This window comes from Williamsia muralis NBRC 105860, assembly GCF_001598915.1.
In the GTDB taxonomy this organism is placed as follows: Bacteria; Actinomycetota; Actinomycetes; order Mycobacteriales; family Mycobacteriaceae; genus Williamsia; species Williamsia muralis.
In genome coordinates, this window is sequence record NZ_BDAP01000003.1 from 168,953 (window position 1) to 191,716 (window position 22,764).

At 65.4% G+C, this 22,764-nt stretch carries 18 protein-coding genes; 14 read left to right on the top strand and 4 right to left on the bottom strand.

The features are described 5' to 3' along the window. Positions 1 to 12: 12 nt before the first annotated feature. Positions 13 to 675, bottom strand: coding sequence for a metal-dependent transcriptional regulator (locus WIMU1_RS12840; protein WP_030163512.1), 663 nt, complete (start codon positions 673 to 675; stop codon positions 13 to 15). Between the two features lie 158 nt (positions 676 to 833). Between WIMU1_RS12840 and WIMU1_RS12845 the strand changes: the two genes are divergently transcribed. The 5 genes from WIMU1_RS12845 (at position 834) to WIMU1_RS12865 (ending at position 8,135) form a co-directional block, all read left to right on the top strand. Further along, positions 834 to 1,811: a bifunctional riboflavin kinase/FAD synthetase gene (locus WIMU1_RS12845; RefSeq protein WP_084248229.1), complete on the top strand. Its 978-nt coding sequence runs from the start codon at positions 834 to 836 to the stop codon at positions 1,809 to 1,811. A gap of 185 nt (positions 1,812 to 1,996) precedes the next feature. Beyond that, complete coding sequence (rpsO, locus tag WIMU1_RS12850) at positions 1,997 to 2,266, top strand: 30S ribosomal protein S15 (protein WP_023959738.1); 270 nt, start codon at positions 1,997 to 1,999, stop codon at positions 2,264 to 2,266. A gap of 367 nt (positions 2,267 to 2,633) precedes the next feature. Continuing rightward, positions 2,634 to 4,916 carry a polyribonucleotide nucleotidyltransferase gene (locus tag WIMU1_RS12855; protein WP_062797833.1) on the top strand — a complete coding sequence of 761 codons (2,283 nt, stop codon included), beginning with the start codon at positions 2,634 to 2,636 and terminating at the stop codon, positions 4,914 to 4,916. Positions 4,917 to 4,930: 14 nt separating this feature from the next. Further along, complete coding sequence (locus WIMU1_RS12860) at positions 4,931 to 6,253, top strand: M16 family metallopeptidase (protein WP_062797835.1); 1,323 nt, start codon at positions 4,931 to 4,933, stop codon at positions 6,251 to 6,253. A gap of 28 nt (positions 6,254 to 6,281) precedes the next feature. Continuing rightward, positions 6,282 to 8,135 carry a putative nucleotidyltransferase substrate binding domain-containing protein gene (locus tag WIMU1_RS12865; protein ID WP_120802744.1) on the top strand — a complete coding sequence of 618 codons (1,854 nt, stop codon included), beginning with the start codon at positions 6,282 to 6,284 and terminating at the stop codon, positions 8,133 to 8,135. Here the strand turns inward: WIMU1_RS12865 and ald are convergent. Further along, a complete protein-coding gene (ald, locus tag WIMU1_RS12870; protein WP_062797838.1) occupies positions 8,096 to 9,250 on the bottom strand; it encodes an alanine dehydrogenase in 1,155 nt (384 codons plus the stop codon). The genes WIMU1_RS12865 and ald overlap by 40 nt on opposite strands. A 165-nt stretch (positions 9,251 to 9,415) precedes the next feature. Between ald and WIMU1_RS12875 the strand changes: the two genes are divergently transcribed. Further along, complete coding sequence (locus WIMU1_RS12875) at positions 9,416 to 9,862, top strand: Lrp/AsnC family transcriptional regulator (RefSeq protein ID WP_255283877.1); 447 nt, start codon at positions 9,416 to 9,418, stop codon at positions 9,860 to 9,862. On the opposite strand, the gene WIMU1_RS12880 is transcribed toward WIMU1_RS12875, so the two are convergent. Together WIMU1_RS12880 and WIMU1_RS12885 are read right to left on the bottom strand one after the other, a co-directional pair. Beyond that, positions 9,818 to 11,062 (bottom strand): NAD(P)/FAD-dependent oxidoreductase, encoded by a 1,245-nt coding sequence (locus tag WIMU1_RS12880; protein ID WP_062797842.1) that lies wholly within the window; start codon positions 11,060 to 11,062, stop codon positions 9,818 to 9,820. The two genes, WIMU1_RS12875 and WIMU1_RS12880, sit on opposite strands and share 45 nt — an antisense overlap. Continuing rightward, positions 11,059 to 11,409 carry a bifunctional 3-phenylpropionate/cinnamic acid dioxygenase ferredoxin subunit gene (locus WIMU1_RS12885; protein WP_062798527.1) on the bottom strand — a complete coding sequence of 117 codons (351 nt, stop codon included), beginning with the start codon at positions 11,407 to 11,409 and terminating at the stop codon, positions 11,059 to 11,061. Before WIMU1_RS12885 ends, WIMU1_RS12880 begins: the two co-directional genes overlap by 4 nt. Positions 11,410 to 11,570: 161 nt before the next feature. Here WIMU1_RS12885 and WIMU1_RS12890 point away from each other — a divergent pair, with 161 nt between their 5' ends. From WIMU1_RS12890 to dapB, 8 genes are all read left to right on the top strand, one after another. Beyond that, a complete protein-coding gene (locus tag WIMU1_RS12890) occupies positions 11,571 to 12,350 on the top strand; it encodes an IclR family transcriptional regulator (protein ID WP_062797844.1) in 780 nt (259 codons plus the stop codon). A 131-nt stretch (positions 12,351 to 12,481) separates the two neighbouring features. Then, positions 12,482 to 14,950, top strand: coding sequence for a GcvT family protein (locus tag WIMU1_RS12895; protein ID WP_062798528.1), 2,469 nt, complete (start codon positions 12,482 to 12,484; stop codon positions 14,948 to 14,950). A gap of 50 nt (positions 14,951 to 15,000) precedes the next feature. After that, entirely contained in the window at positions 15,001 to 16,098 is a 1,098-nt protein-coding gene (gene solA, locus WIMU1_RS12900) for an N-methyl-L-tryptophan oxidase (protein WP_062798530.1), read from the top strand. Then, a complete protein-coding gene (locus WIMU1_RS12905; protein WP_062797846.1) occupies positions 16,095 to 17,276 on the top strand; it encodes an aromatic ring-hydroxylating oxygenase subunit alpha in 1,182 nt (393 codons plus the stop codon). The genes solA and WIMU1_RS12905 overlap by 4 nt, the downstream gene beginning before the upstream one ends. A gap of 59 nt (positions 17,277 to 17,335) precedes the next feature. Then, a complete protein-coding gene (locus WIMU1_RS12910; RefSeq protein WP_245969035.1) occupies positions 17,336 to 18,814 on the top strand; it encodes an aldehyde dehydrogenase family protein in 1,479 nt (492 codons plus the stop codon). 96 nt (positions 18,815 to 18,910) lie between these two features. Next, positions 18,911 to 20,395 (top strand): APC family permease, encoded by a 1,485-nt coding sequence (locus WIMU1_RS12915; RefSeq protein ID WP_245969261.1) that lies wholly within the window; start codon positions 18,911 to 18,913, stop codon positions 20,393 to 20,395. 6 nt (positions 20,396 to 20,401) lie between these two features. After that, entirely contained in the window at positions 20,402 to 21,952 is a 1,551-nt protein-coding gene (locus WIMU1_RS12920) for a GMC family oxidoreductase (RefSeq protein ID WP_062797849.1), read from the top strand. A 58-nt stretch (positions 21,953 to 22,010) separates the two neighbouring features. Then, positions 22,011 to 22,763 carry a 4-hydroxy-tetrahydrodipicolinate reductase gene (dapB, locus tag WIMU1_RS12925; RefSeq protein ID WP_062797851.1) on the top strand — a complete coding sequence of 251 codons (753 nt, stop codon included), beginning with the start codon at positions 22,011 to 22,013 and terminating at the stop codon, positions 22,761 to 22,763. Position 22,764: the final 1 nt, after the last annotated feature.

Consider the following 22,764-nt stretch of genomic DNA (forward strand, 5'->3'; position numbering starts at 1 on the left):
GCTCGGCTCACTTCAGTCGGCGAGCCAAATAGCCCGTGCGGCAATGTCTCCGAGATCGATCGGGGTTCCGCCGTCGATACAGATCTCGATGGTGCCGGCAAACGGGCGACGTTCTCGGACGGCGATGGTGCGGTCGAGCGCGATGCCCACCGAGTCGAAGTAGCGCAGCATCTCAGGGTCGGTGTCGGCGATGCGAGCGATCCGTCCGGCGGTGCCCACGTCCACATCGGCGAGCACCCGGGCCGATGGCGACGGCACCGACCCGTCCACCTGCGGTATCGGGTCGCCGTGGGGATCTCGGGTGGGGAAGTCGAGTTTCGCGTCCAGCCTCGACAGGAAGCGGTCGGACACGGCGTGCTCGAGTACCTCGGCCTCGTCGTGCACCTCGTCCCATCCGTAGCCGAGTTCGCGGACGAGGAATGTCTCCAGCAGACGGTGCCGCCGGACCATCAGCACCGCGGCCGTTCTGCCGGCCTCGGTGAGCGTGATCGATCCGTAGCGCTCATGCACCACGAGGTCCTGATCGGCGAGCTTGCGGATCGCCTCGGACGCGGTGGACGGTGACACGCCGAGACGTTCGGCCAACATCTTGGTGGTGATCTTCTCCGGCCGCCATTCCTGGCCGGTCCAGATCACTTTCAGGTAGTCCTGCGTCACCGAGGACAGTTCGGACACGCCCCGCTGGTCGGCGGAGTCGGTGAGATCCTTCCCTGTTTCTTCGGGAGCATCAGATGGAGGCACCTGTCGAGCTTAGGACGCGACACCACCAGACGTCAGATCGCCATGGGGAGTTCGGTGTCGCGGTCCCGCGGGCGGGGTCGTAGGCTTGTGCCGTGTTGCGCTGGCGAGGGCTTGAGGATATCCCCGCGGACTGGGGCAGATGTGTGGTCACGATCGGCGTCTTCGACGGCGTGCACCGAGGTCACGCGCAGTTGATCACGACCGCGACCAAGGCCGCCGAGGAACGTGGTGTGCCCGCGGTACTGATGACATTCGATCCCCATCCCGCCGAGGTGGTGCGCCCGGGAAGTCACCCTCCCCAGTTGTCCACCCTCACCAGGAGGGCCGAGCTCGCCGAAGAGTTGGGCATAGACGTGTTCTGCGTCATGCCGTTCACTCCCGTGCTCGCCGCCCAGTCCCCGAAGGACTTCGCGCACGAGGTGCTGGTCGAACGCCTGCACGCGCAAGAGGTCGTGGTCGGCGACAACTTCACGTTCGGGAAGAAGGCCGCGGGCAACGTCGAGGTACTCAGGACATACGGCGAGAAGTTCGGATTCGGCGTGCAAGCGGTGTCACTGCTGGGTGAGCATGCGGTGACGTTCTCCTCGACATACATCCGTTCGTGTGTCGACGCCGGAGACGTCGCGGCGGCGGCCGAGGCCCTCGGCCGACCCCACCGGGTGGAAGGCGTCGTCGTCCGTGGTGACGGACGTGGCCGCGAGCTGGGTTTCCCCACCGCCAACGTGGCACCGCCGATGTACTCGGCCATACCTGCCGACGGCGTGTACGCGGCCTGGTTCACCGTTCTGGGAGCAGGTCCGGTTGTCGGGCAGGTGGAACCAGGGGAGAGTTACCAGGCGGCCGTGTCGGTCGGGACCAACCCGACGTTCTCCGGACGCACGCGCACCGTCGAGGCGTTTGTTCTCGACACCAAGGCCGACCTCTACGGCCAGCACGTCGCAGTCGACTTTGTCGGACGCATCCGAGGGCAGGTCAAGTACGAGTCGGTGCAGTCGCTGATCGACCAGATCGCAGCCGATGTCGAAGAGACCCGTGTGGTGCTGGCATCCGGGCCCGATCCAGAGGACTGACTCGCACGTCGGCCCGCTCGAGGGGTCCAGGCCTCGATTTGGCCTGGTGACCGCCGCGCCGGTACAGTGGCCAGTCGGTGTGTGCTGCGGTTCGCGGTGGCTGCACCAAGATCTTCAAGGGTGGTGGGTCAAAACCACCCGGAGTTCTCCCATCAACGCGCGGACGGCATTTTCAGGAGTTTCTTGTGGCATTGACCGTTGAACAGAAGAAGACCATTCTCGCCGAGTACGGCCTGCACGAGACCGACACCGGTTCTCCCGAGGCTCAGGTTGCGATGCTGACCAAGCGCATCACCGACCTCACCGAGCACCTCAAAGAGCACAAGCACGACCACCACAGCCGTCGCGGACTCCTGCTGCTCGTCGGCCGTCGCCGTCGTCTGCTCAAGTACGTCGCCAAGGTCGATGTGCAGCGCTACCGCTCGCTCATCGAGCGTCTGGGCCTGCGCCGCTAGTAAGGCCCCAACTGGCCTGCGCCGGAGGTGCCGAATGGCGCCCGGCAGGCCACTGCACCACCGAGAGTGCGAACGCCGAGGATATCGAGTGATATCCTCGGCGTTGGCTTTTGTACCAAGAAGATCACGGCCGTTTGCGCGGCAGTACCCGGTCGGCATCTGCGGCCCGGACACACTGCAGTAGGTGAGCGGTCCTCGGTAGTGGCTCCCGGAGACACGATTCTCCGGCGGCTTCGATCGATGGCCGTCACGCGACGTGCAATTGCCTCCTCTTGGTTCAGGGCCTACTCGCGTGTGTTCGCCCGCGAGTCGACCGACCGTAAGCAGGTCGTCATCTCTGACGCCTGACGAGAGGAACCATCAACACATGACTGACGTCACCACCACAGACACCGTCGATTACGACGACGAGATCACCGAAGCCACCGCTGTCATCGACAACGGCACCTTCGGCACCCGCACCATCCGTTTCGAGACCGGCCGGCTCGCGCAGCAGGCCGCAGGCGCGGTTGTCGCCTACCTCGACGACGAGACGATGCTGCTGTCGGCCACCAGCGCCGGCAAGCACCCCAAAGACCATTTCGACTTCTTCCCGCTGACGGTCGATGTCGAAGAGCGCATGTATGCGGCCGGCCGCATCCCCGGGTCGTTCTTCCGCCGCGAAGGCCGCCCGTCCACCGACGCGATCCTGACCTGCCGCCTGATCGACCGGCCGCTGCGCCCGTCGTTCGTCGACGGTCTCCGTAACGAGATCCAGGTCGTCGTCACCATCCTGAGCCTTGATCCCAAGGACCTGTACGACGTGGTGGCCATCAACGCCGCCTCGGCGTCCACCCAGATTGCGGGCCTCCCGTTCTCCGGGCCGGTCGGTGGCGTGCGGGTTGCGCTCATCCCGACCGACGAGAACAAGGCCGGCCAGTGGGTCGCCTTCCCGACCGTCGAGCAGCTCGAAGGCGCCGTCTTCGACATGGTCGTCGCCGGCCGGATCGTCTCCGGCGAGGGTGACTCCGCCGATGTCGCGATCATGATGGTCGAGGCCGAGGCCACCGACAACGTGATCGAACTGATCGAGGGTGGCGCGCAGGCGCCCACCGAAGCCATCGTGGCCGAGGGACTCGAGGCCGCCAAGCCGTTCATCGCCCGTCTGTGTGAGGCACAGCAGAAGCTCGCCGCCGAGGCAGCCAAGCCCACCGGCGACTTCCCGCTGTTCCCGCCGTACGGGGACGATGTCTTCGCTGCTGTCGAGGCTGCAGGTTCGGCGAAGCTCTCGGAGATCCTGACCATCGCGGCCAAGGCCGAGCGCGACGACAAGACCGATGAACTCAAGAGTGAGATCCTCGAGCAGCTCGCCGGACAGTTCGAAGGCCGCGAGAAGGAAATCGGCGGCGCATACCGGTCGCTGACAAAGAAGCTGGTACGCGGGCGCATCCTCACCGACCACTTCCGGATCGACGGTCGCGGTGTCACCGACATCCGCTCGCTGTCTGCCGAGGTCGCCATCATTCCTCGCGCACACGGTAGTGCCCTGTTCGAGCGTGGCGAAACCCAGATCATGGGCGTCACCACTCTCGACATGGTGAAGATGGCGCAGCAGGTCGACTCCCTCGGGCCCGAGACCAGCAAGCGGTACATGCACCACTACAACTTCCCGCCGTACTCGACCGGTGAGACCGGCCGGGTGGGTTCACCCAAGCGTCGCGAGATCGGCCACGGCGCACTCGCCGAGCGCGCCCTGATGCCGGTACTGCCGAGCGTCGCCGAGTTCCCGTACGCGATCCGTCAGGTGTCCGAGGCCTTGAGCTCCAACGGCTCTACGTCGATGGGCTCGGTGTGCGCCTCCACGATGTCGCTGCTCAACGCCGGCGTGCCCCTGCGTGCTCCGGTTGCCGGCATCGCGATGGGCCTGGTGTCCGACGAGATCGACGGCCAGACCCGCTACGTCGCCCTGACCGACATCCTCGGAGCCGAGGACGCCTTCGGCGACATGGATTTCAAGGTTGCAGGCACCAAGGACTTCGTGACCGCACTGCAGCTCGACACCAAGCTCGACGGCATCCCGTCGAAGGTTCTGGCATCGGCGCTCGCCCAGGCCAAGGACGCCCGCATCACCATCCTCGACGTGATGGCCGAGGCCATCGACGAGCCGGATGAGATGAGCCCGTACGCGCCCCGCGTGACCACGGTCAAGGTGCCCGTCGACAAGATCGGTGAGGTCATCGGGCCCAAGGGCAAGATGATCAACTCGATCACCGAGCAGACCGGTGCGAACATCTCCATCGAGGACGACGGCACCGTGTTCGTCGGCGCCACCGATGGTCCGTCTGCGCAGGCCGCGATCGACATGATCAACGCCATCGCCAACCCGCAGCTGCCCAAGGTGGGCGAGCGGTTCCTCGGAACCGTGGTCAAGACCACCACCTTCGGTGCCTTCGTGTCGCTGCTCCCGGGCCGCGACGGTCTGGTGCACATCTCGAAGCTGGGTAAGGGCAAGCGCATCGGCAAGGTCGAGGACGTGGTCAACGTGGGCGAGAAGCTCCGCGTGGAGATCGCCGACATCGACGACCGCGGCAAGATCAGCCTCGTCCCCGTCGACGACGACGCGGCTTCGGCCCCGGCCGAGGCGGAGCCCGTCTCGGAGGCGAACGCCTGAGCAACGCAACAGGTTTGACCTCGTCGCGGCCGAAGTCCGCGTCGACCGCGAGCCACCGGGCAGTACGGAGATCCGTGCTGCCCGGCGGGCTGCGGGTGGTCACCGAACACATCCCGGGGGTCAGGTCCGCATCGGTCGGCCTCTGGGTGGCGGTCGGTTCGCGTGACGAGAAGCCGTCGGTTGCCGGCGCTGCACACTTTCTCGAGCATCTGCTGTTCAAGTCGACGCCTACACGAACGGCAGCGAGTACGGCGCAGCAGATCGATGCCATCGGCGGTGAACTCAACGCCTTCACCGGCAAAGAGCACACCTGCTACTACGCGCACGTACTCGACGAGCACCTGGCCACGGCCATCGACATCGTCGGTGACGTCGTGCTGCGCGGTCGTTGCCGCGCCGAGGACGTCGAGGTGGAGAGGACCGTTGTGCTCGAGGAGATCTCGATGCGCGACGACGATCCCGAAGACCTGCTCGCCGATCTGTTCATGACGGCGATGTACGGGGACCATCCGATCGGACGGCCGGTGATCGGGTCGGCAGAATCGATCACCGACATGACCAGAACGCAGATCAAGTCGTTTCACGGTCGTCGGTACACACCCGACAAGATGGTGCTGTCGGTCGCCGGAAACGTCTCACACGCCGACGTTCTCGCCGCAGTTCGGTCCACCTTCGCCGGTCATCTCGGCGGCGACGCCGCACCCGCCCCGATTCGTGTGGGAAGCAAGACGATCGGTGGCCTGCCATCGCTCGAGTTGTCCTATCGCGACACCGAACAGGTACACATCCTCCTCGGTGTTCGCGCGCCGGGCAGGGGCAATCCGGATCGATGGGCACTGTCCGTGCTCAACACCGCGCTCGGGGGCGGGCTGAGTTCTCGGCTGTTCCAGGAGATCCGGGAGTCGCGAGGTCTGGCGTACTCGGTCTACTCGTCGGTTGATTCATTTGCCGACATCGGAGCATTCTCCGTCTATGCCGGTTGTTCGCCCGACCATCTGGCCGAGGTCGTCACCGTCACCGGAGAGATCCTGTCCCAGGTTGCCCGCGAGGGCATCACCGAGGAAGAACTGGTGCGCGCCAAGGGTTCGTTGATCGGCGGCATGGTGCTGGGGCTCGAGGACTCTCAGTCCCGGATGCATCGAAACGGACGCGGCGAGATCAACTACGGCAAACAGCTCTCCGTCGAACAAACGCTTCGCAAGATCGAACGGGTCACCGTGGCCGATACGAGCCGGGTGGCAAGCGAGTTGCTGAGCCGGCCCATGGGGGCCGCGGTGGTCGGCCCATACCGCTCCCGTCGGCAGTTGCCGAAATCACTGACCGGCCTGATCTGCTGATCGGGTCCCGGCCTGGCACGATGAGTCAATGGTCCAGATCGCGGAGTTCCTTGCCGCCTACCCGCCGTTCGACTCACTCGACGAGTCGGAGATCGCACGGATCGCTGCGTCGTCGCGGCTCGAGCACCACGAGTCCGGTAGCCAGATCATGGACGGATTCAGCCGGCCGGTCGAGGAACTCGCCGTTGTCGTAGCCGGCCAAGTGGAACTGTGGAACTCGCCCGATCACAAACCCGATGGCCCGGACGAGATCCTCGGGCCGGGCGGAGTGTTCGGCTACTCGGCGATGCTGACCGGATCGTCGATCGGGCCGCTGGCCGTCGCGGCCGGCCCGGTCCAGGTCTGTCGCGTCCCCAATCATGCTGTGCGTGCGGTCTTCTCGTCCCTGGCGGGCGCCGAGTTCCTTGCCCGCAAGCTCACCGTCGCGCAACGCACCGACTCGTTGTCGATCAACGACTACGGCACCGTGGACGAGCTGATCCGCACGGCCCCGGTGGTCGGCTCCGGATCGATGACGGTGCGAGAGGCCGCATCCGTCATCACCGAGCATCGCAGCGGGTACATTGTGATCCCCTGTGACGACGGGCGTTTCGGTGTGCTGACCGACCGGGACATCCGTGCCCGTGTGGTCGCCACCGGAGCAGATCTGCGGACCCCGGTGCACGAGGTCATGACCTTCCCCGCGATCACCGCGGTGACCAATGCGCCCGCTTCCGACGTACTCGTCAACATTCTGGAGCACGATCTGACCTGTGTCCCGGTGGTCGATCCGGGCGGTAAGCTCCGGGGAGTTGTTCTGCCCGGTGACTTCGTCAATGCCCCTGCGGGTATCAGTGTTGCTCTGCGAGAACAGATCACGCGTGCCGACTCGATCGACACCCTGCAGGACCGTGGCAAGCGGATGCGATACCTGGTGGCTGATCTGCTGCGACGTGGTCGGCCGTCCTTCGAGGTCACCGCCGTTCTGTCGGTGGTCACCGATGCCGTGGTGCGCCGTGCCCTCGAGATCGTCTTGGGTGGGCACCCAGAATTGGACCCCGCCGCCCTCACCTGGCTGTCGCTCGGCAGCAATGCGCGCCGGGAACCAGTTCTCAGTTCTGACGTGGACAGTGCGGTCTCGTTCGCCGAATCGGTGAACGACCCGGAGTCGATAGCGGCGTATCGCGCAGCGTTCGCCGAGGTCGGCGAGGTCTTGCGCGGCTGCGGGCTCAGCATCGACAGCAACGGCGCATCGGCAGAGATGCCACTGTTCTCCCGCACCCACAGTCAGTGGCAGGAAGCGGCCCAGCAGTGGCTGGTATCGCCCCTGGACAACAAAGGCATGATCCTGGCCTCCCTACTGCTCGACGGCCGGCCCATCTGGGGTGATCCGGGTGTCACCGCCGTGTCCGAGGTGTTCGGCAACGTGCGGTCGCATCCTGGCACCATGCGACTGCTGCTTGCCGAATCGCTGTCGTACCGAGCGAAACTCCGCTCGATGCGAGACGTGTTGTCGCGGCGCGGTGGGACATTCGACATCAAGTCCCACGCGTTGATCCCCGTGATCAACATCGCCCGGTGGGCTGCGTTGAGCGTGCAGAGTCCGGAGTTGGGTACGCGCGCACGGCTGGGCGCCGCAGCAGGTAGCCCGATGCTCACCGAGGACAACGCCAACACACTCATCGAGGTGTTCGAGGTCTTGCAGAAGATCCGGCTGACCTACCAGGTAGCCCAACTCGACAGAGGGGAGAGGGCCACGGACGTGCTCACCATGTCCAGACTGTCACCGCTGGACCGCAGTCTTGTCGGACAGGCCGTGCGAGAGGTGTCGGCGGTCCAGCGGCGGATGGAGAACATGTCGCACTACTTGTCTGTCCGGGAGTTCGTCGACCCGCCCGCGTGAGCGGAGTCGTCGAGGGGCGATGTGCCCAGCGGGATCTCGAGATCGGCCGCCACGTGCGGGCACAGCATCTCACCGCGGTGGGTGCTCAAGCCCTTGGCGAGTGCGGCGTCGCGACGCAGCGCCTCGGTCCATCCGAGGTCGGCCAGCTTCAGTACGTACGGCAAGGTGGCGCCTGTGAGCGCCATCGTCGAGGTCCGGGCCACTGAGCCCGGCATGTTGGCCACGCAGTAGAACACCGAGCCGTGCACCATGAACGTCGGGTCGTCGTGCGTGGTCGGTCGTGAGTCCTCGAAGCATCCACCCTGGTCGATGGCAATGTCGACAAGGACCGATCCTTCTCTCATCTCTGACACCAGCGTATTGGAGACCAGCACAGGGGCTTTCGCGCCGGGGACCAGAACCGCGCCGATCACGAGATCGGCGTTCTTGATCGCCTCGCCGAGCGCGAGCGCGGTGCTGTACCGGGTGTGTACCCGACCGGAGAAGCGGGCGTCGATCGCACGCAGCTTGGCGATGTCGAGGTCGAAAACGGTCACCGTTGCCCCCATACCCATCGCGATGGTTGCGGCGTTCACGCCACTGACCCCGCCCCCGATCACCACGACGTCGGCGGGGGCGGTACCCGGGACCCCGCCCATCAACACACCACGTCCGCCGGCCGACCGCATCAGGTGGTAGGCGCCGACCTGCGGGGCCAGCCGACCGGCGACCTCGCTCATCGGTGCCAGCAGCGGGAGCGAACCGTCTGCGGCCTGGACGGTCTCGTAGGCGATGGCAGTGGTACCGGATTGGAGCAGGGCGTCGGCGCACGCCCTGCTCGCCGCGAGGTGCAGGTAGGTGAAGAGCACCTGACCTTCTCGCATCAGCTCGTATTCAGGTGCGATGGGTTCTTTCACCTTGAGCAGGAGTTCGGCTTGGTCCCATACGGCTTTGGCGGTGCCCAATATCTGTGCGCCGGCCTCTTTGAAATCGGTGTCGGAGATGGCCGAGCCGGCGCCGGCGTTCTGCTCGATGATGACCTCGTGGCCTCGCCGAGTCAGTTCGGCCACTCCTGCCGGGGTCACCGCGACCCGGTATTCGTTGTTCTTGATCTCGCGTGGGATTCCGACACGCATGACTTCTCCTTGTGATTGAGGTAGGTCCAAGCGTGAAACTTGTTCGATCCCGGCGCAATATATGTGACGATAATTCTCTGGAGTCGGGCTTGTACCGACAATTCTTCGATCTTGGAGGTTCGCGTGACACCTGAGCCGAATATTGTTCGACCGCGGACGGCCGGGTTGGATGACGTCGATCGCAAGATCTTGGCGTTGCTGCAAACCGATGCGCGTATGTCCAACAGTGCGCTGGCTGCCGAGGTGGGCATCGCCGCTTCGACCTGCCACGGCCGGATTCGCCGGTTGGTCGACATAGGAGTGGTGCGCGGGTTCTTCGCCGACATCGATCCGGCTGCCGTGGGCCGACCGCTGCGAGCGATGGTAGCGGTGAGTCTGCAATCGGACGCGCGGGGCCAGATCCGTCGCTTCGTGGCGGAGATCGGTGGGCACGACGAGGTGATCGACGTCTTCTTCCTCGCAGGTACGGACGACTACTTGCTCCATGTGGCCACCGCCGACACCGAGACGCTTCGTCAGTTCGTGGAGATGCTCAACTCGCGTCCCGAGGTGGCCGGGACGACAACGTCATTGGTGTTCGAGCACCTGCGCGGTTCGGCGCCGATCTTCTGACCGGTCGATGTGTTTGCGTAGACGGGTAAAAGTGCGACCACCGCCCGCCGCGACCACTGCGACGGGCTCGTCGACGTCGCCGTACACCGCCACGAAGCGATCCGACTCCAGATTGCCTTCGACGATGCTGGGCGATTGCCCTGCAGGTATGGTCCCGCACACCTGAAGCCTCAGATCATACTGATCCGACCAGAAGTACGGCGCCGTGTACTTCGGCGGAGGCAAGCGCAGCAGCGATCGCGCCGCTCGTCGTGCGTGGTCGAGCGCCGCCGCCCAATGTTCCTGTCGCACATGGGTAGCCGTGATGGCGTTGTACACGCGGGCACAATCTCCGACCGCGTATACGCCGGCCACCGCGGTGGCGCACTGTTCGTCGGTGAGGAAGCCGCGGTCGATCGCCATCCCGGATGCGGCAGCCCACTCGGTGTTGGGGAGGGCTCCGATTCCGATCACCACGGTGTCTGCCGGTAGTTCGGTGCCGTCGGCGAGCGTCACCGACTCCACCCGGGCGGTTCCGTTGATCGTCTCGATCGCTGTCCCGGTACGCAAGGTCACCCCGTGCCTGGCGTGCACGCTGTGTAGCCAGTGCGCCAGTCGCGCACCGAGCAGGGCCGCACCGGGGGCCTCGGACGCCTCGACGATGGTCACCGACATGCCTGCTGCTGTTGCACTCGACGCCACTTCACATCCGACGAAACCGGCACCGATCACAACCATGTGACCGCCGCGCCGCATGGATTCGCGGAGCTCGAGAGCATCGTCAAGGGTTCTGAGGGTGTGTACGCCGGCCATGTCTGCGCCGATCAGGGTGCGCGGCCGAGCGCCGGTCGCCACCACCACGGTCGCTGCGGTGATCGAAGTGCCGTCGTCGAGCAGTACATCGTGCCCGGCTGCGTGATGGTCGATGCCGATCGCCGAGGATCCCAGGCGCCACCGGAACTCGGTCAGGTCTTCGTCGTCGGTCAGGCCGACGGGTGCGCTGGTTTCGCCCTGGCACAGAACAGCTTTCGACAGAGGCGGCCTGTCATAGGGCAGATGGTCCTCCGCCCCGATGAGGGTGATCTCGCCGGTGTGCCCGAGTGCGCGTAGTTCGCGGGCGGTCGACAGACCGGCAAGCGAGGCCCCGACGATCGCCACGGAGGCGGTGGACGGGTCTGCGAGCGATGGTTCGGCCGTGGTGTCCGATGGCGTCCCGCTCACGCGGCGTCGTGCCCGGAGAGCTGCAGGTAGATCCGGCCGTCCTCGACCAGGGTCTGATGAGTCCGGACCGCGATCTTCGCCGGGGGTCCCGACGGCAGTCCGGTCCGGAGGTCGAAGCAGGCTTCGTGCAGCGGGCACTCCACCGCGCAGCCTTCCACCCAGCCGTCGGCCAGCGACGTCTCCTGGTGGGTGCAGGTGTCGTCGATCGCGAACACCCCGTCTTCGGTGTGGAACACGGCGATGGGTGGTTGACCCGGGGGAGTGACACGTGCGACCTCCCCGGCCGGCAGGGCGTCGAGAGTGGACACCAAGTAGTGCTGAATGGCCTGGTCAGGAGTGATTGTCATGGCAGCCTCGATGAAGTCGGTGTACAACTCACGACGGTTGAGTTGCGTCAGTTGCAACTAAGTTCGGTATGCGCAACAGCGTCGCATCCGGCGGAGCGTCAGTCAAGCCGACCGGCCGGTTCCGGCGGTGTCCCGGGAGCGCCGCATTAGGCTGAGCGACGATGACTGAAGCCGAGAGTGAAACCCGTCCCGCATCGATCCAGTCGGTGGACCGTGCCCTCCAGGTGCTGGAGATCCTTGCCCGCCAGGGTCAGGGCGGGGTGTCGGATATCGCCGACACCCTCGGAGTCCACAAGTCGACGGTGTCCCGGATCGTCTCGGTCCTCGAGGCGCGGGGGTTCGTCGAGCAGTTGTCTGATCGTGGCAAGTACCGGCTCGGCTTCACGATCGTGCGGTTGGCCGGGGCGACGATGGCGACCCGCGATCTGGGCAAAGAGAGTCGCGAGATCTGTGAGGGACTTGCCGACGAGGCCGGGGAGACGGTGAATCTGGCGATCCTGGAAGGTGATCGGGCCATCAACATCACCGAGGCGAGCGGCCCGCTCGGGATCGCGCTGCGAACATGGGTCGGGCAGAGTTCGCCCGCGCACGCGACATCCAGCGGCAAAGTCCTCCTCGCCGCCGTGCCGGAAGGGCGGTTGAGGCAGACCCTCGGCGACGAACTCGAGCGGTTCACCCCCCGCACCATCACCGACCTGACCGAGTTGCGCGAGCAGCTGCAACTGATCTCCGCGCGCGGGTGGTCCTGCGCAGTCGAAGAGCTCGAGGACGGCCTCAATGCGATCGCTGCGCCGGTTCGTGACCACACCGGCGATGTGATTGCGGCGCTGAGTATCTCCGGACCCAGCTTTCGGCTCACACCCGAGGCGATGGATGCGTTCTCGCCGCGGTTGTGTGGAGCGGCGCTGGACGTGAGCCGGAGACTCGGCTTCCCGGGCTGAGCTGCCCGATTTGGCTGTCCGCTTGACACACGCGTGGCGCGGCTTCACCATTTGTTGCGTAGGGCACGAACGAGTTGCGTAATGCGCAACGCTCGGGCCGTCTCGCCGCAAACGTTTGGAGTCCCCGGGTGGTGCAACCGCGATTTCTGATCATCGGTGCGGGTGTGGTCGGATCGGCCTTGGCCGATGAGCTGACAGCGCTGGGATACACAGAGGTGACCGTCCTCGACCGCGGTCCACTCGCGCCTGGTCAGACGCCGATGACAGGTGGGTCCAGTTCGCACGCACCCGGATTGGTGTTCCAGACCAATCCGTCGCGGACCATGGCGGAGTTCGCGCGCTACACGGCCACCAAGCTCAGGTCGCTGAACACGGCGGACAGCCTCTGTTTCAACACTGTCGGCGGGCTCGAGGTTGCCACCACGCCCGAGCGACTGGCCGACCTGCACCGGAAGGCGGGCTGGGCGCAGGTCGAGGGAATAGAAGCCGCGGTCGTCGATGTCGACGAGTGCGTGCGGCTCCATCCGCTGATCGATCGAGACATCGTTCTGGGCGGCCTGTACACGCCCGCCGATGGCCTGGCCGGTGCGCCGGCCGCGATCGGGATGCAGATGCGGCGGGCAATCGACCGGGGCGCAACGTTCTTCGGTGGCCAGCAGGTGATCGAGATCAGCCAACGGGCTGGTGTGGTGACCGGCGTCCGCACCACCGAGCGCACGTTCGAGGCCGACGTCGTGGTCTCGTGTGCCGGGTTCTGGGGCGCCGAACTCGGGAACCTGGTCGGACTGCGGGTACCCCTGGTCCCGATGGGGCACCAGTACGCCAAAACCACTGCGCTGCCCGTTCTTCGGGACCATCGTGATCAAGCGCGAGGCCACGCCGATGCGAGACTGCCCATTCTTCGGCATCAGGACGCCGACCTCTACTATCGCCAGCACGGCGAGGCGATGGGCATCGGGTACTACGGGCATCGCCCGATGCCGGTGGACATGGCCTCTCTCGAGGAATTGACCGCGGCCCAGCCGATGCCCTCGATGCTGCCCTTCACCGATACCGACTTCGCTCCTGCCTGGACCGAGTCGATGCGTCTTCTGCCTGCGCTTGCCGAAGTCGGCGTGGTCGAGGGGTTCAACGGCATCTTCTCGTTCACCCCGGACGGGGCCCCAATGATGGGCGAACATCCCGCGCTGTCCGGATTCTGGGTGGCGGAGGCGGTGTGGGTCACGCATTCGGCCGGTGTGGCCAGGACCATGGCGCGGTGGATCACAGACGGAACCCCCGACCTCGATCTCCATGGTTGTGACCTCGCCCGGTTCACCTCCTCGCAGCTGACGGCCGATTACGTGGCCGACACGAGTGCACAGGCTTTTGTCGAGGTGTACGACATCATCCATCCCCGCGACCAACGCTCGGTGCAGCGCGGCCTCGCCAAGAGCCCGTTCCATGCGAGGCACGTGGACGCGGGCGCGGTTTTCCACACCGGCCGCGAGTGGGAACGGCCGGCCTGGTTCGAGAGCAACGCGGGAATGGTCGACAGTGACGTCCCATACCCCCACGACGGGTGGGCCCGCCGGAACTGGTCGCCGATCGTGCCGGCCGAAGCTCTCGCAACCCGCCGCCGGGTGGGCTTGTACGACATGACGTCGCTCATGCGGATCGAGGTCACGGGTGCCGACGCCACGAACTTCCTCGACAGGATGCTGACCCGCACGGTGCGGCGACCGATCGGGACGGTGATCTACGCGCTGCTCCTGGACGAGTCCGGCGGTGTCCGCAGTGATGTGACGGTTGCCAGGCTGGGCGAGAACACCTTTCAACTCGGTATCAACGGACCGATGGACATCGACTGGCTGCAACGGCATCGAGCCGATGCCGACGTCACCGTCACCGACATCACCGCCGCCACCTGTTGCGTGGGTGTATGGGGGCCGTTGGCCCGTGAACTGGTGGCGCCTCTGTGCTCGATCGATCTGTACGACACCACACTCGGCTACTACCAGGCTGCCCGCGCGATCATCGGCGGCATTCCGGTGACCATGATGCGTATCTCCTACGTCGGCGAGCTGGGGTGGGAGATATACGCCGACGCTGCCCACGGCGAATTGTTGTGGGACACATTGGCAGACGCGGGAGAACCACTAGGTGCGGTGTGGGCGGGGCGCGGGGCGCTGGACGTGTTGCGCCTTGAAAAGGGTTACCGCGCCTGGGGCACCGACGTGGATGCCGAGATGTCTCCCGAGGAAGCAGGGTTGTCCTTCGCGGTGGGAAAGAAGCACGACTTTCTCGGCAGGCACGCGCTCGAGGCGAGGGCGGTGCGCTCGAAGCTCCACACCCTCGTCGCTCGAGACCCACAGGCGATCGTCATGGGCGGCGAGCCGGTGACCGCGACCGGTCGCGTGGTCGGCTTTGTCACCTCGGCTGCATTCTCTGCCTTGGTGGGCCGGACGATCTGCTATGCCCGACTGGCGCCGCACCTGTCTGTCGGAGACACCGTCGCCGTGGAGTACTTCGGGGAGCTCCTCGACTTCGACATCACCGAACCGGTGCTGGTCGACCCAGAGGGAGCACGTGTCAAAGGTCTGATCGGAGTGAAAAATTGAGTGACCGCAGCGCGGGGAACTACGACGTCATCGTCCTGGGTCTGGGTGGGATGGGCTCATCGGCCGCCTATCACCTGGCGCGCCGAGGTATGCGGGTCCTCGGGCTCGAGCGGTTCGCGCCTGCGCACGACAAGGGGTCCAGCCATGGCGGATCGAGGATCATCCGGCAGTCGTATTTCGAAGACCCCGCTTATGTGCCGCTGTTGCTGCGCTCCTACGAACTGTGGGAGGAGCTCAAGCAGAACAGCGGTGTCGACGTCTACTCGATCACCGGTGGTCTGTTCATCGGCCCACCCGACTCGACGACCTTCTCCGGTTCACTGCGGGCATCGGAGCAGTGGGGTCTGGACCACGAGGTGCTGACCGATCGTGAGGTGCACCAGCGCTTTCCGGCCTTTGAGCCGCCCGCGGGACAGTTCGCACTCTATGAGCGTATGGCGGGTTTCGCACGACCGGAGTTCACCGTCCGGGCCCACATCGGGCTGGCAGAGCAGGCGGGTGCCGACCTCCACTTCGGAGAACCGGCGCTGTCGTGGACCGACGACGTCAACGGGGTGAGCGTGCACACCGAGGCCGGTACCTATCAGGCCTCGCAGCTCGTTGTGTGCCCGGGCGCGTGGGCGCCGAAAATACTGTCCGACATCGGGATTCGGATCAAGATCGAGCGACAGGTGATGTACTGGATCGATCACTCGCCGGGGTCGCCGTCGATGGAAGGCGGCCCGATCTACATCCAGGAGAACAACAACGTCGAGCAGATCTACGGGTTCCCGCCGATCGACGGTCCTGCAGGTGGAGCAAAGGTGGCGTTCTTCCGCAAGGGAACCGAATGCACACCGGACACGATCGACCGGGAAGTCCACCCGGATGAGCGCAGGGACATGCTGGACCGGGTCTCTCAGCTGCTTCCAGGGTTGAGCGGTCCGGTTCTGGACACGGCCACGTGCATGTACTCGACGACTCCGGACGAGAATTTTGTCATCGCCCGACACCCGCTGCACACCAACGTCTCGGTCGCCTGCGGATTCTCGGGCCACGGGTTCAAGTTCGTGCCAGTGGTCGGGGAGATACTCGCCGATCTGGTCGAGCATGGCACCACCGACCATCCCATCGCCCTGTTCGATCCGGCCAGACTGGCGAGCGCATGACCGTCACCGAACCGGCGGATTCGCCGGCATCGGGGCGACATGCCTCCAGACCCTCTTCTGCGCCTTCGGAACCGGCGTTGATTCCCACGCTGGCAGGCGAGGCGTACACCGATCCGAGTTTCTTCGCGGCCGAACAGGAACGGATCTTCGAGCGGATGTGGTTCTGTGCCGTGCTCGTCGCCGATGTGCCCACTGCCGGTTCGTTCCGCACAGTCGTCATCGGCCGAGAGAGCGTGCTGGTCGTCCGGGGTCGCGACGGGACATTACGTGCGTTCCTCAACAGTTGCCGCCACCGCGGTGCACTCATCTGTGACCAGCCCGAGGGGCAGGTGCGGCGCAACCTGCAATGCCCGTATCACGCCTGGACCTACGGGCTGGACGGAAAACTCGTCGCCGCACCCAACCTGGCCGATCTCGGTGACATCGACCGGGCCGCTTACGGTCTGATCCCCGTCGCCGCCACCGAGTGGCTCGGCTACCTGTGGGTCTGTCTGGCCGACACCCCGCCGTCGTTTGCCGACGAGGTTGTCGGCGCCGTGACGGACAGGCTCGGGAGCACGGAGTCGATCGAGCGATACGAGGTCGATCAGTTGGTACTGGGCCGACGTGAGCGGTACGAGGTCGCCGCGAACTGGAAGCTCATCATCGAGAACTTCATGGAGTGCTATCACTGCGCCACCATCCACCCGGAGTTGACCGAGGTGCTGCCGGAGTTCGCCGACGGTCTGGCGGCCCAGTACTACGTGGGCCACGGCGCACTGTTCGGCGAGGATGTCGAAGGATTCACCGTCGACGGTTCACCCGGCCACGGGACATTGCCGGCGTTGTCGGATGCGCAAGATCGCCGGTACTACGCGATCACGGTACGGCCGCAGGTGTTCATCAACCTGGTCCCCGACCATGTGATCGTGCACCGGATGTACCCGGTGGCGGTCGACGCCACGGTTGTCGAATGCGACTGGCTCTATCGGCGAGAAGTGGTGGATTCAGGTGCGGACCTGGACAAGTCGGTCGAGTTGTTCCATCGGGTCAACCTCCAGGACTTCGCCGCGTGTGAGCGCACTCAGCCGGGCATGTCCTCTCGTGCCTACCGCCGCGGCGGCGTACTGGTTCCCGCCGAGCACCACATCGGCGAGTTTCATGATTGGGTACGTACGGAGGTCGATCCGGCGTCATAGTTGTTCCACGACACACCCGGCCGCGCGAGATCGGCCCAGGGCGAGAGGAGTCCGACCGCGTGGCAGATCTGTTGATCGGAGGCAAGTGGGTCGCCTCGTCCTCGGGCGAGCGACGCGATTGCATCAATCCCGCAGACGGTTCGGTGGTGGCGACGGTCGACGAGGCGAGTGCCGATGATGCTCGTGCTGCCGTCGACGCGGCCCGCGCCGCCTTCCCGGTATGGTCCGCCACCGCTGTCGCCGAGCGTGCCGCTGCTCTCGACAGCATCGCGGACCTCCTCGGCCGCGACCGCGAGCAGCTGGCCCGTATCGAGACCCTCGACACGGGGAAGACCCTGGCAGAGAGCCACATCGACATCGACGATGTGATCTCGGTGTTCCGGTACTACGCGAATCTGGCACGCACCCAGGCCGACCGGGTCGTCGATGTCGGCAACCCGGAGGTGATCTCGCGGGTGGTGGCCGAACCCGCAGGGGTCTGCGTCATGATCGCCCCGTGGAACTACCCGCTGCTGCAGATCTCGTGGAAGGTGGCTCCGGCGCTGGCTGCAGGTTGCACCATGGTGCTCAAACCCAGTGAGGTGACCCCCCTTTCGACCATCGAGTTCGCAAAGCTGATGTCGGAGGCAGGTGTCCCGGACGGGGTGGTGAACCTGGTCCAGGGGAGCGGCGCTGCGGTCGGCGGGGCGCTCACCGACAACCCCGACGTCGATCTCATCTCGTTCACCGGTGGACTCGCCACCGGTCAGAAGATCTGCGAGGTGGCGGCCAAGCATGTCACCAGGGTTCTCGTCGAACTGGGCGGGAAGAACCCGCACATCGTTTTCGCCGATGCGCTTGCGGACGACCAGGCGTTCGCCAATTCGGTGGACCAGGTGCTCACAGGTGTATTCCTTCATTCCGGCCAGGTGTGCTCGGCCGGAACCCGATTGATCATCGAAGAGTCGGTGGCCGATGACTTCGTCGACGCGCTGGTCACCGCGGCCGAGCAGATCGTGATGGGTCCGGGCCTCGACCCGGCGAGCAGGACCGGCCCCCTGGTGTCCGAAGCGCAGCTGCGCAAGATGCAGGAGTTCGTCCGGGTGGGTGTCGAGGAGGGAGCCGCCCTCGTCGCCGGCGGACGACAGCCCGATGACGAGGAACTCGCGTCCGGGTTCTTCTTCCTGCCGACCATCTTCGACCACTGCGATCGGAGCATGCGGCTGATCCGCGAGGAGACGTTCGGTCCGATCCTCACCGTCGAGCGATTCAGCTCCGAGGCCGAGGCGCTCGAACTCGGCAACGACACGGAGTACGGCCTCGCTGCAGGTGTCCGCACCTTCGATGCCGCCAAGGCCGAGCGCATGGCCCGCGGGCTGCGTCACGGCACCGTGTGGGTCAACGATTTCGGCTACTACACCCCGGCCGCGGAATGGGGTGGTTTCGGGCGATCCGGCAACGGACGCGAACTCGGACCGACAGGGCTGTCGGAATACCAAGAGCTCAAACATATTTGGAACAACACCGCGGCGCCCGCCGCGGGATGGTTTTCCGGCTAGGCGAGGCGTCCTTCGAAAGGTTATGGCCCAATGACCACAACGCAACCCGGGGGCGCGCCCCCGCTCGGATCGACATCTTCGTCCGCCGACACCGGGATGGAGCATTTCGGTTACAAGCCCAGCCTCGATCGCAGTATCGGCAAGTTCGCCAGTTTCGCGGCCGGCGTGTCCTACATCTCGATCCTGACCGGCACCTTCCAGTTGTTCTACTTCGGTTTCGGTACCGCCGGTCCGGCGTACCTGTGGTCCTGGCCGCTGGTGTTCATCGGACAGATGGCTGTTGCTCTGTGTTTCATGGAACTGGCCGCGAAGTACCCTGTCGCGGGCTCGGTCTACAACTGGTCAAAACTGTTGGGCAGCAGGATCGTCGGATGGTCATCGGGCTGGCTGATGCTCACGGCGTCGATCGTCACGCTCGCGGCCGTGGTACTGGCACTGCAACTCAACCTGCCCCGTTTGTGGAGTGGCTTCCAGATCATCGGAGATGGCACCGGAGAGTACGACTACGCGGGCAACGCAGTCATCCTCGGCACGATACTGATCATCATCACCACGGTCATCAACGCGCTCGGCGTGAAGCTGATGGCCATGATCAACAGCGCGGGTGTGTTCATCGAACTCATCGCGGCTGTCCTGATCGCGATCATCCTGGCGGCCAACATCGAACGTGGCCCTGATGTGTTCTTCTCCACGAACGGCTACGGCACCGGAGAGAGCGGTGGCTACCTCGGTGCGTTCTTGATCGCCTCGCTTGCCTCGGGATATGTGATGTACGGATTCGACACGGCCAGCTCACTCGGCGAGGAGACGATGGAGCCGCGGCGCACGGCTCCCAAGGCCATCTTCCGAGCGATCCTGGCGTCCTTTGTCATCGGCGGCGCCATCCTCGTGTTCGCGGTCATGGCTGCGCCCGACCTCGACGATCCGGCGCTCGGCGAGCAATCAGGCAGTCTGCAGGGCATCGTCGAGGCCGTGATGTGGGGACCGCTCGGCGACATCTTCCTGGTGTGCATCGTGATCGCGGTCATCGTGTGTTCGCTTGCCGTGCACACTGCTGCGATCCGGCTCACGTTCGCGATGGCGCGCGACAATGCTCTGCCGTTCGGCAATGCCCTCGCCCGCGTCCACCCCAAGACCCAGACCCCGGTGGTGCCGGCCATCGTGATCGGCGTGTTGGCCGTGCTGATCCTGGTCATCAACATCAACCAGCCGAAGATCTTCACGGTCCTGACCTCGATCGCGATCATCATGATCTATCTCGCGTACCTCATGGTGACCGGTCCGTTGCTCAAGAAGCGTCTGCAGGGACAGTGGCCGCCGAAGGACCTCAAGGAGGACGGCTACTTCACCATGGGACGGTGGGGGATGTTCGTCAACATCGTCGCCGTCGTCTGGGGAGCCGCGATGGCGCTGAACCTCGCCTGGCCGCGGGAAGCGGTGTACGGCACCCCTTGGTACAACACCTGGGGTGCGTTTGTGTACATCGGCATCATCCTGGCCGCCGGGTTGCTGTGGTACGGCCTCAAAGGACGTCACCACATCGGGGTGCTCCGGTCTCACGCGTCGTCCACCAAGGAGTGAATCCCTGTGCCGCAGCAGCATTTCGACTATGTGATCGCCGGGGGAGGCACAGCGGGATGTGTGCTCGCTGCCCGGCTGAGTGAAGATCCTTCGGTGACGGTGTGCCTGGTGGAGGCGGGGCCCACCGATGTCGACAACAAGGACATCCTGGAACTCTCGGCGTGGATGCACCTGCTCGACTCGGGCTATGACTGGGACTACCCGGTCGAACCGCAAGAGATCGGCAACTCGTTCCTGCGGCATGCCCGCGCAAAGGTGTTGGGCGGATGCTCCTCTCACAATTCCTGTATCGCGTTCTGGCCGCCGGCCGAGGGGTTGGCGGAGTGGGAGGCGTCGGGACTGACGGGGTGGGGTCCGGATTCGATCTGGCCGCTGGTTCGCAAGCTCGAACGCAACGACGCCGAGGGCTCGCACGGACACGACGGCCCGGTCCGGTTGCGGGACGTGCCACCGGGTGACCCTTGCGGCGCAGCCGTTCTCGAGGCGGCCGCCCAGGTCGGGCTGCCCACCGTGGGCTTCAACCGCGGTGAGACCGTGCTGAACGGCGCCGGGTGGTTCCAGATCAACGCCGACGAAGACGGCACCAGGATGAGCACCTCACACGCTTATCTGCATCCCATTCTGGGGTCGCGGCCGAACCTCGAGGTACGCACCGGGTGCTTTGTCAGTGAGGTGGTCTTCGAAGGCACCGCCGCAGTCGGGGTGCGCTACCAGCGGCCGGACCTGACCGGATACGACGTCGTGTCCGCGACACGCGAGGTGATCGTGACCGCCGGGGCCATCGACACCCCGAAACTGCTCATGCTGTCGGGGATCGGTCCGGCAGAGCACCTACGGGAGATGGGCATCGAGGTCCGCGTCGACGCGCCCGGTGTGGGTGCAAATCTCGACGACCACGTCGAGGGACTGGTGTTCTGGGAATCCTCACGTCCGATGGTCACCACGTCGAGCCAGTGGTGGGAGATCGGATTGTTCGCCACCACCGAGCCGGATCTTGTGCTGCCGGACCTGATGATGCACTACGGAAGTGTGCCGTTCGACATGAACACCCTCCGGTGGGGTTACCCGACCACCGACAACGGTTTCTGTCTGACTCCCAATGTCACACAGGGTCTTTCGCGCGGAACCGTGCGGCTGCGCAGTCGCGACTTCCGTGACCGCGCGAAGGTGGATCCGCGGTACTTCACCGATCCGGACGGCCACGACGACCGCGTGATGCTGGCCGGGGTGAAGCTCGCACGCACCATCGCCGAGCAATCACCGCTCAAGCAGTGGATCGCGCGTGAGTTGGCCCCGGGGCCCGACGCCGTCACCGATGACGAACTCCTCGACTACATCCACAAGACGCACAACACGGTCTATCACCCGGCGGCCACCGCGCGGATGGGTCCCGACGGCGACCCGATGGCCGTGCTCGATCCGCAGTTGCGCGTACGCGGCACCCAGCGGCTGCGGGTCGTGGACGCGTCGGCAATGCCCAAGCTCCCCGCGGTGAACCCGAACATCACCGTGATGGCCATGGGAGAGAAGTGCGCCGAGCTGATCAAGGCAACGTGAACGGCCTGCGCCACCGTCGGGCCCACTGACCAGACGCCCACTGACTAGACTCGGCCGGGTGAATGACCAGATCAATGTCGGCGTACTCGGATCCGGCGGCAAAGTCGGGCAGGCCATCGTCGATGCGGTCGAGGCCGCCTCGGACCTGAGGTTGAGCGCCGGCGTCGACAAGGACGACCCGTTGACGCGTTTCGTCGAGACCGGTACGTCGGTGGTGGTCGACTTCACCCACCCCGACGTGGTGATGGACAACCTCGAGTTCCTGATCCACAGCGGCATCCATGCCGTGGTCGGGACAACGGGTTTCGACGACAATCGGCTCGACACCGTCCGCGGCTGGCTGGAGAAGAAGCCGGACGTCGGCGTGCTCATCGCACCCAACTTCGCGATCGGCGCCGTGCTGAGCATGCGGTTCGCCCAGCAGGCTGCCCGCTTCTTCGACTCCGTCGAAGTCGTCGAGCTACATCACCCACACAAGGCAGATGCCCCGTCCGGGACCGCGTACCGGACCGCACGACTGATCGCCGAAGCCCGCGCGGCGGCGGGCGTGCCGGTCAGCCCGGATGCCACCAGCACCGAACTCGAAGGCGCACGTGGGGCCGACGTCGAAGGTGTTCGTGTCCACTCGGTTCGACTGGCGGGCTTGGTCGCCCACCAGGAGGTGCTGCTCGGGACGCAGGGGGAGACGTTGACCATCAGGCATGACTCGATCGACCGGACATCGTTTGCGCCCGGAGTGCTGCTCGGCGTCCGCCAGATAGCGTCTCGGCCCGGCCTCACCGTGGGTCTCGACGAGTTGATGGACCTGTGAG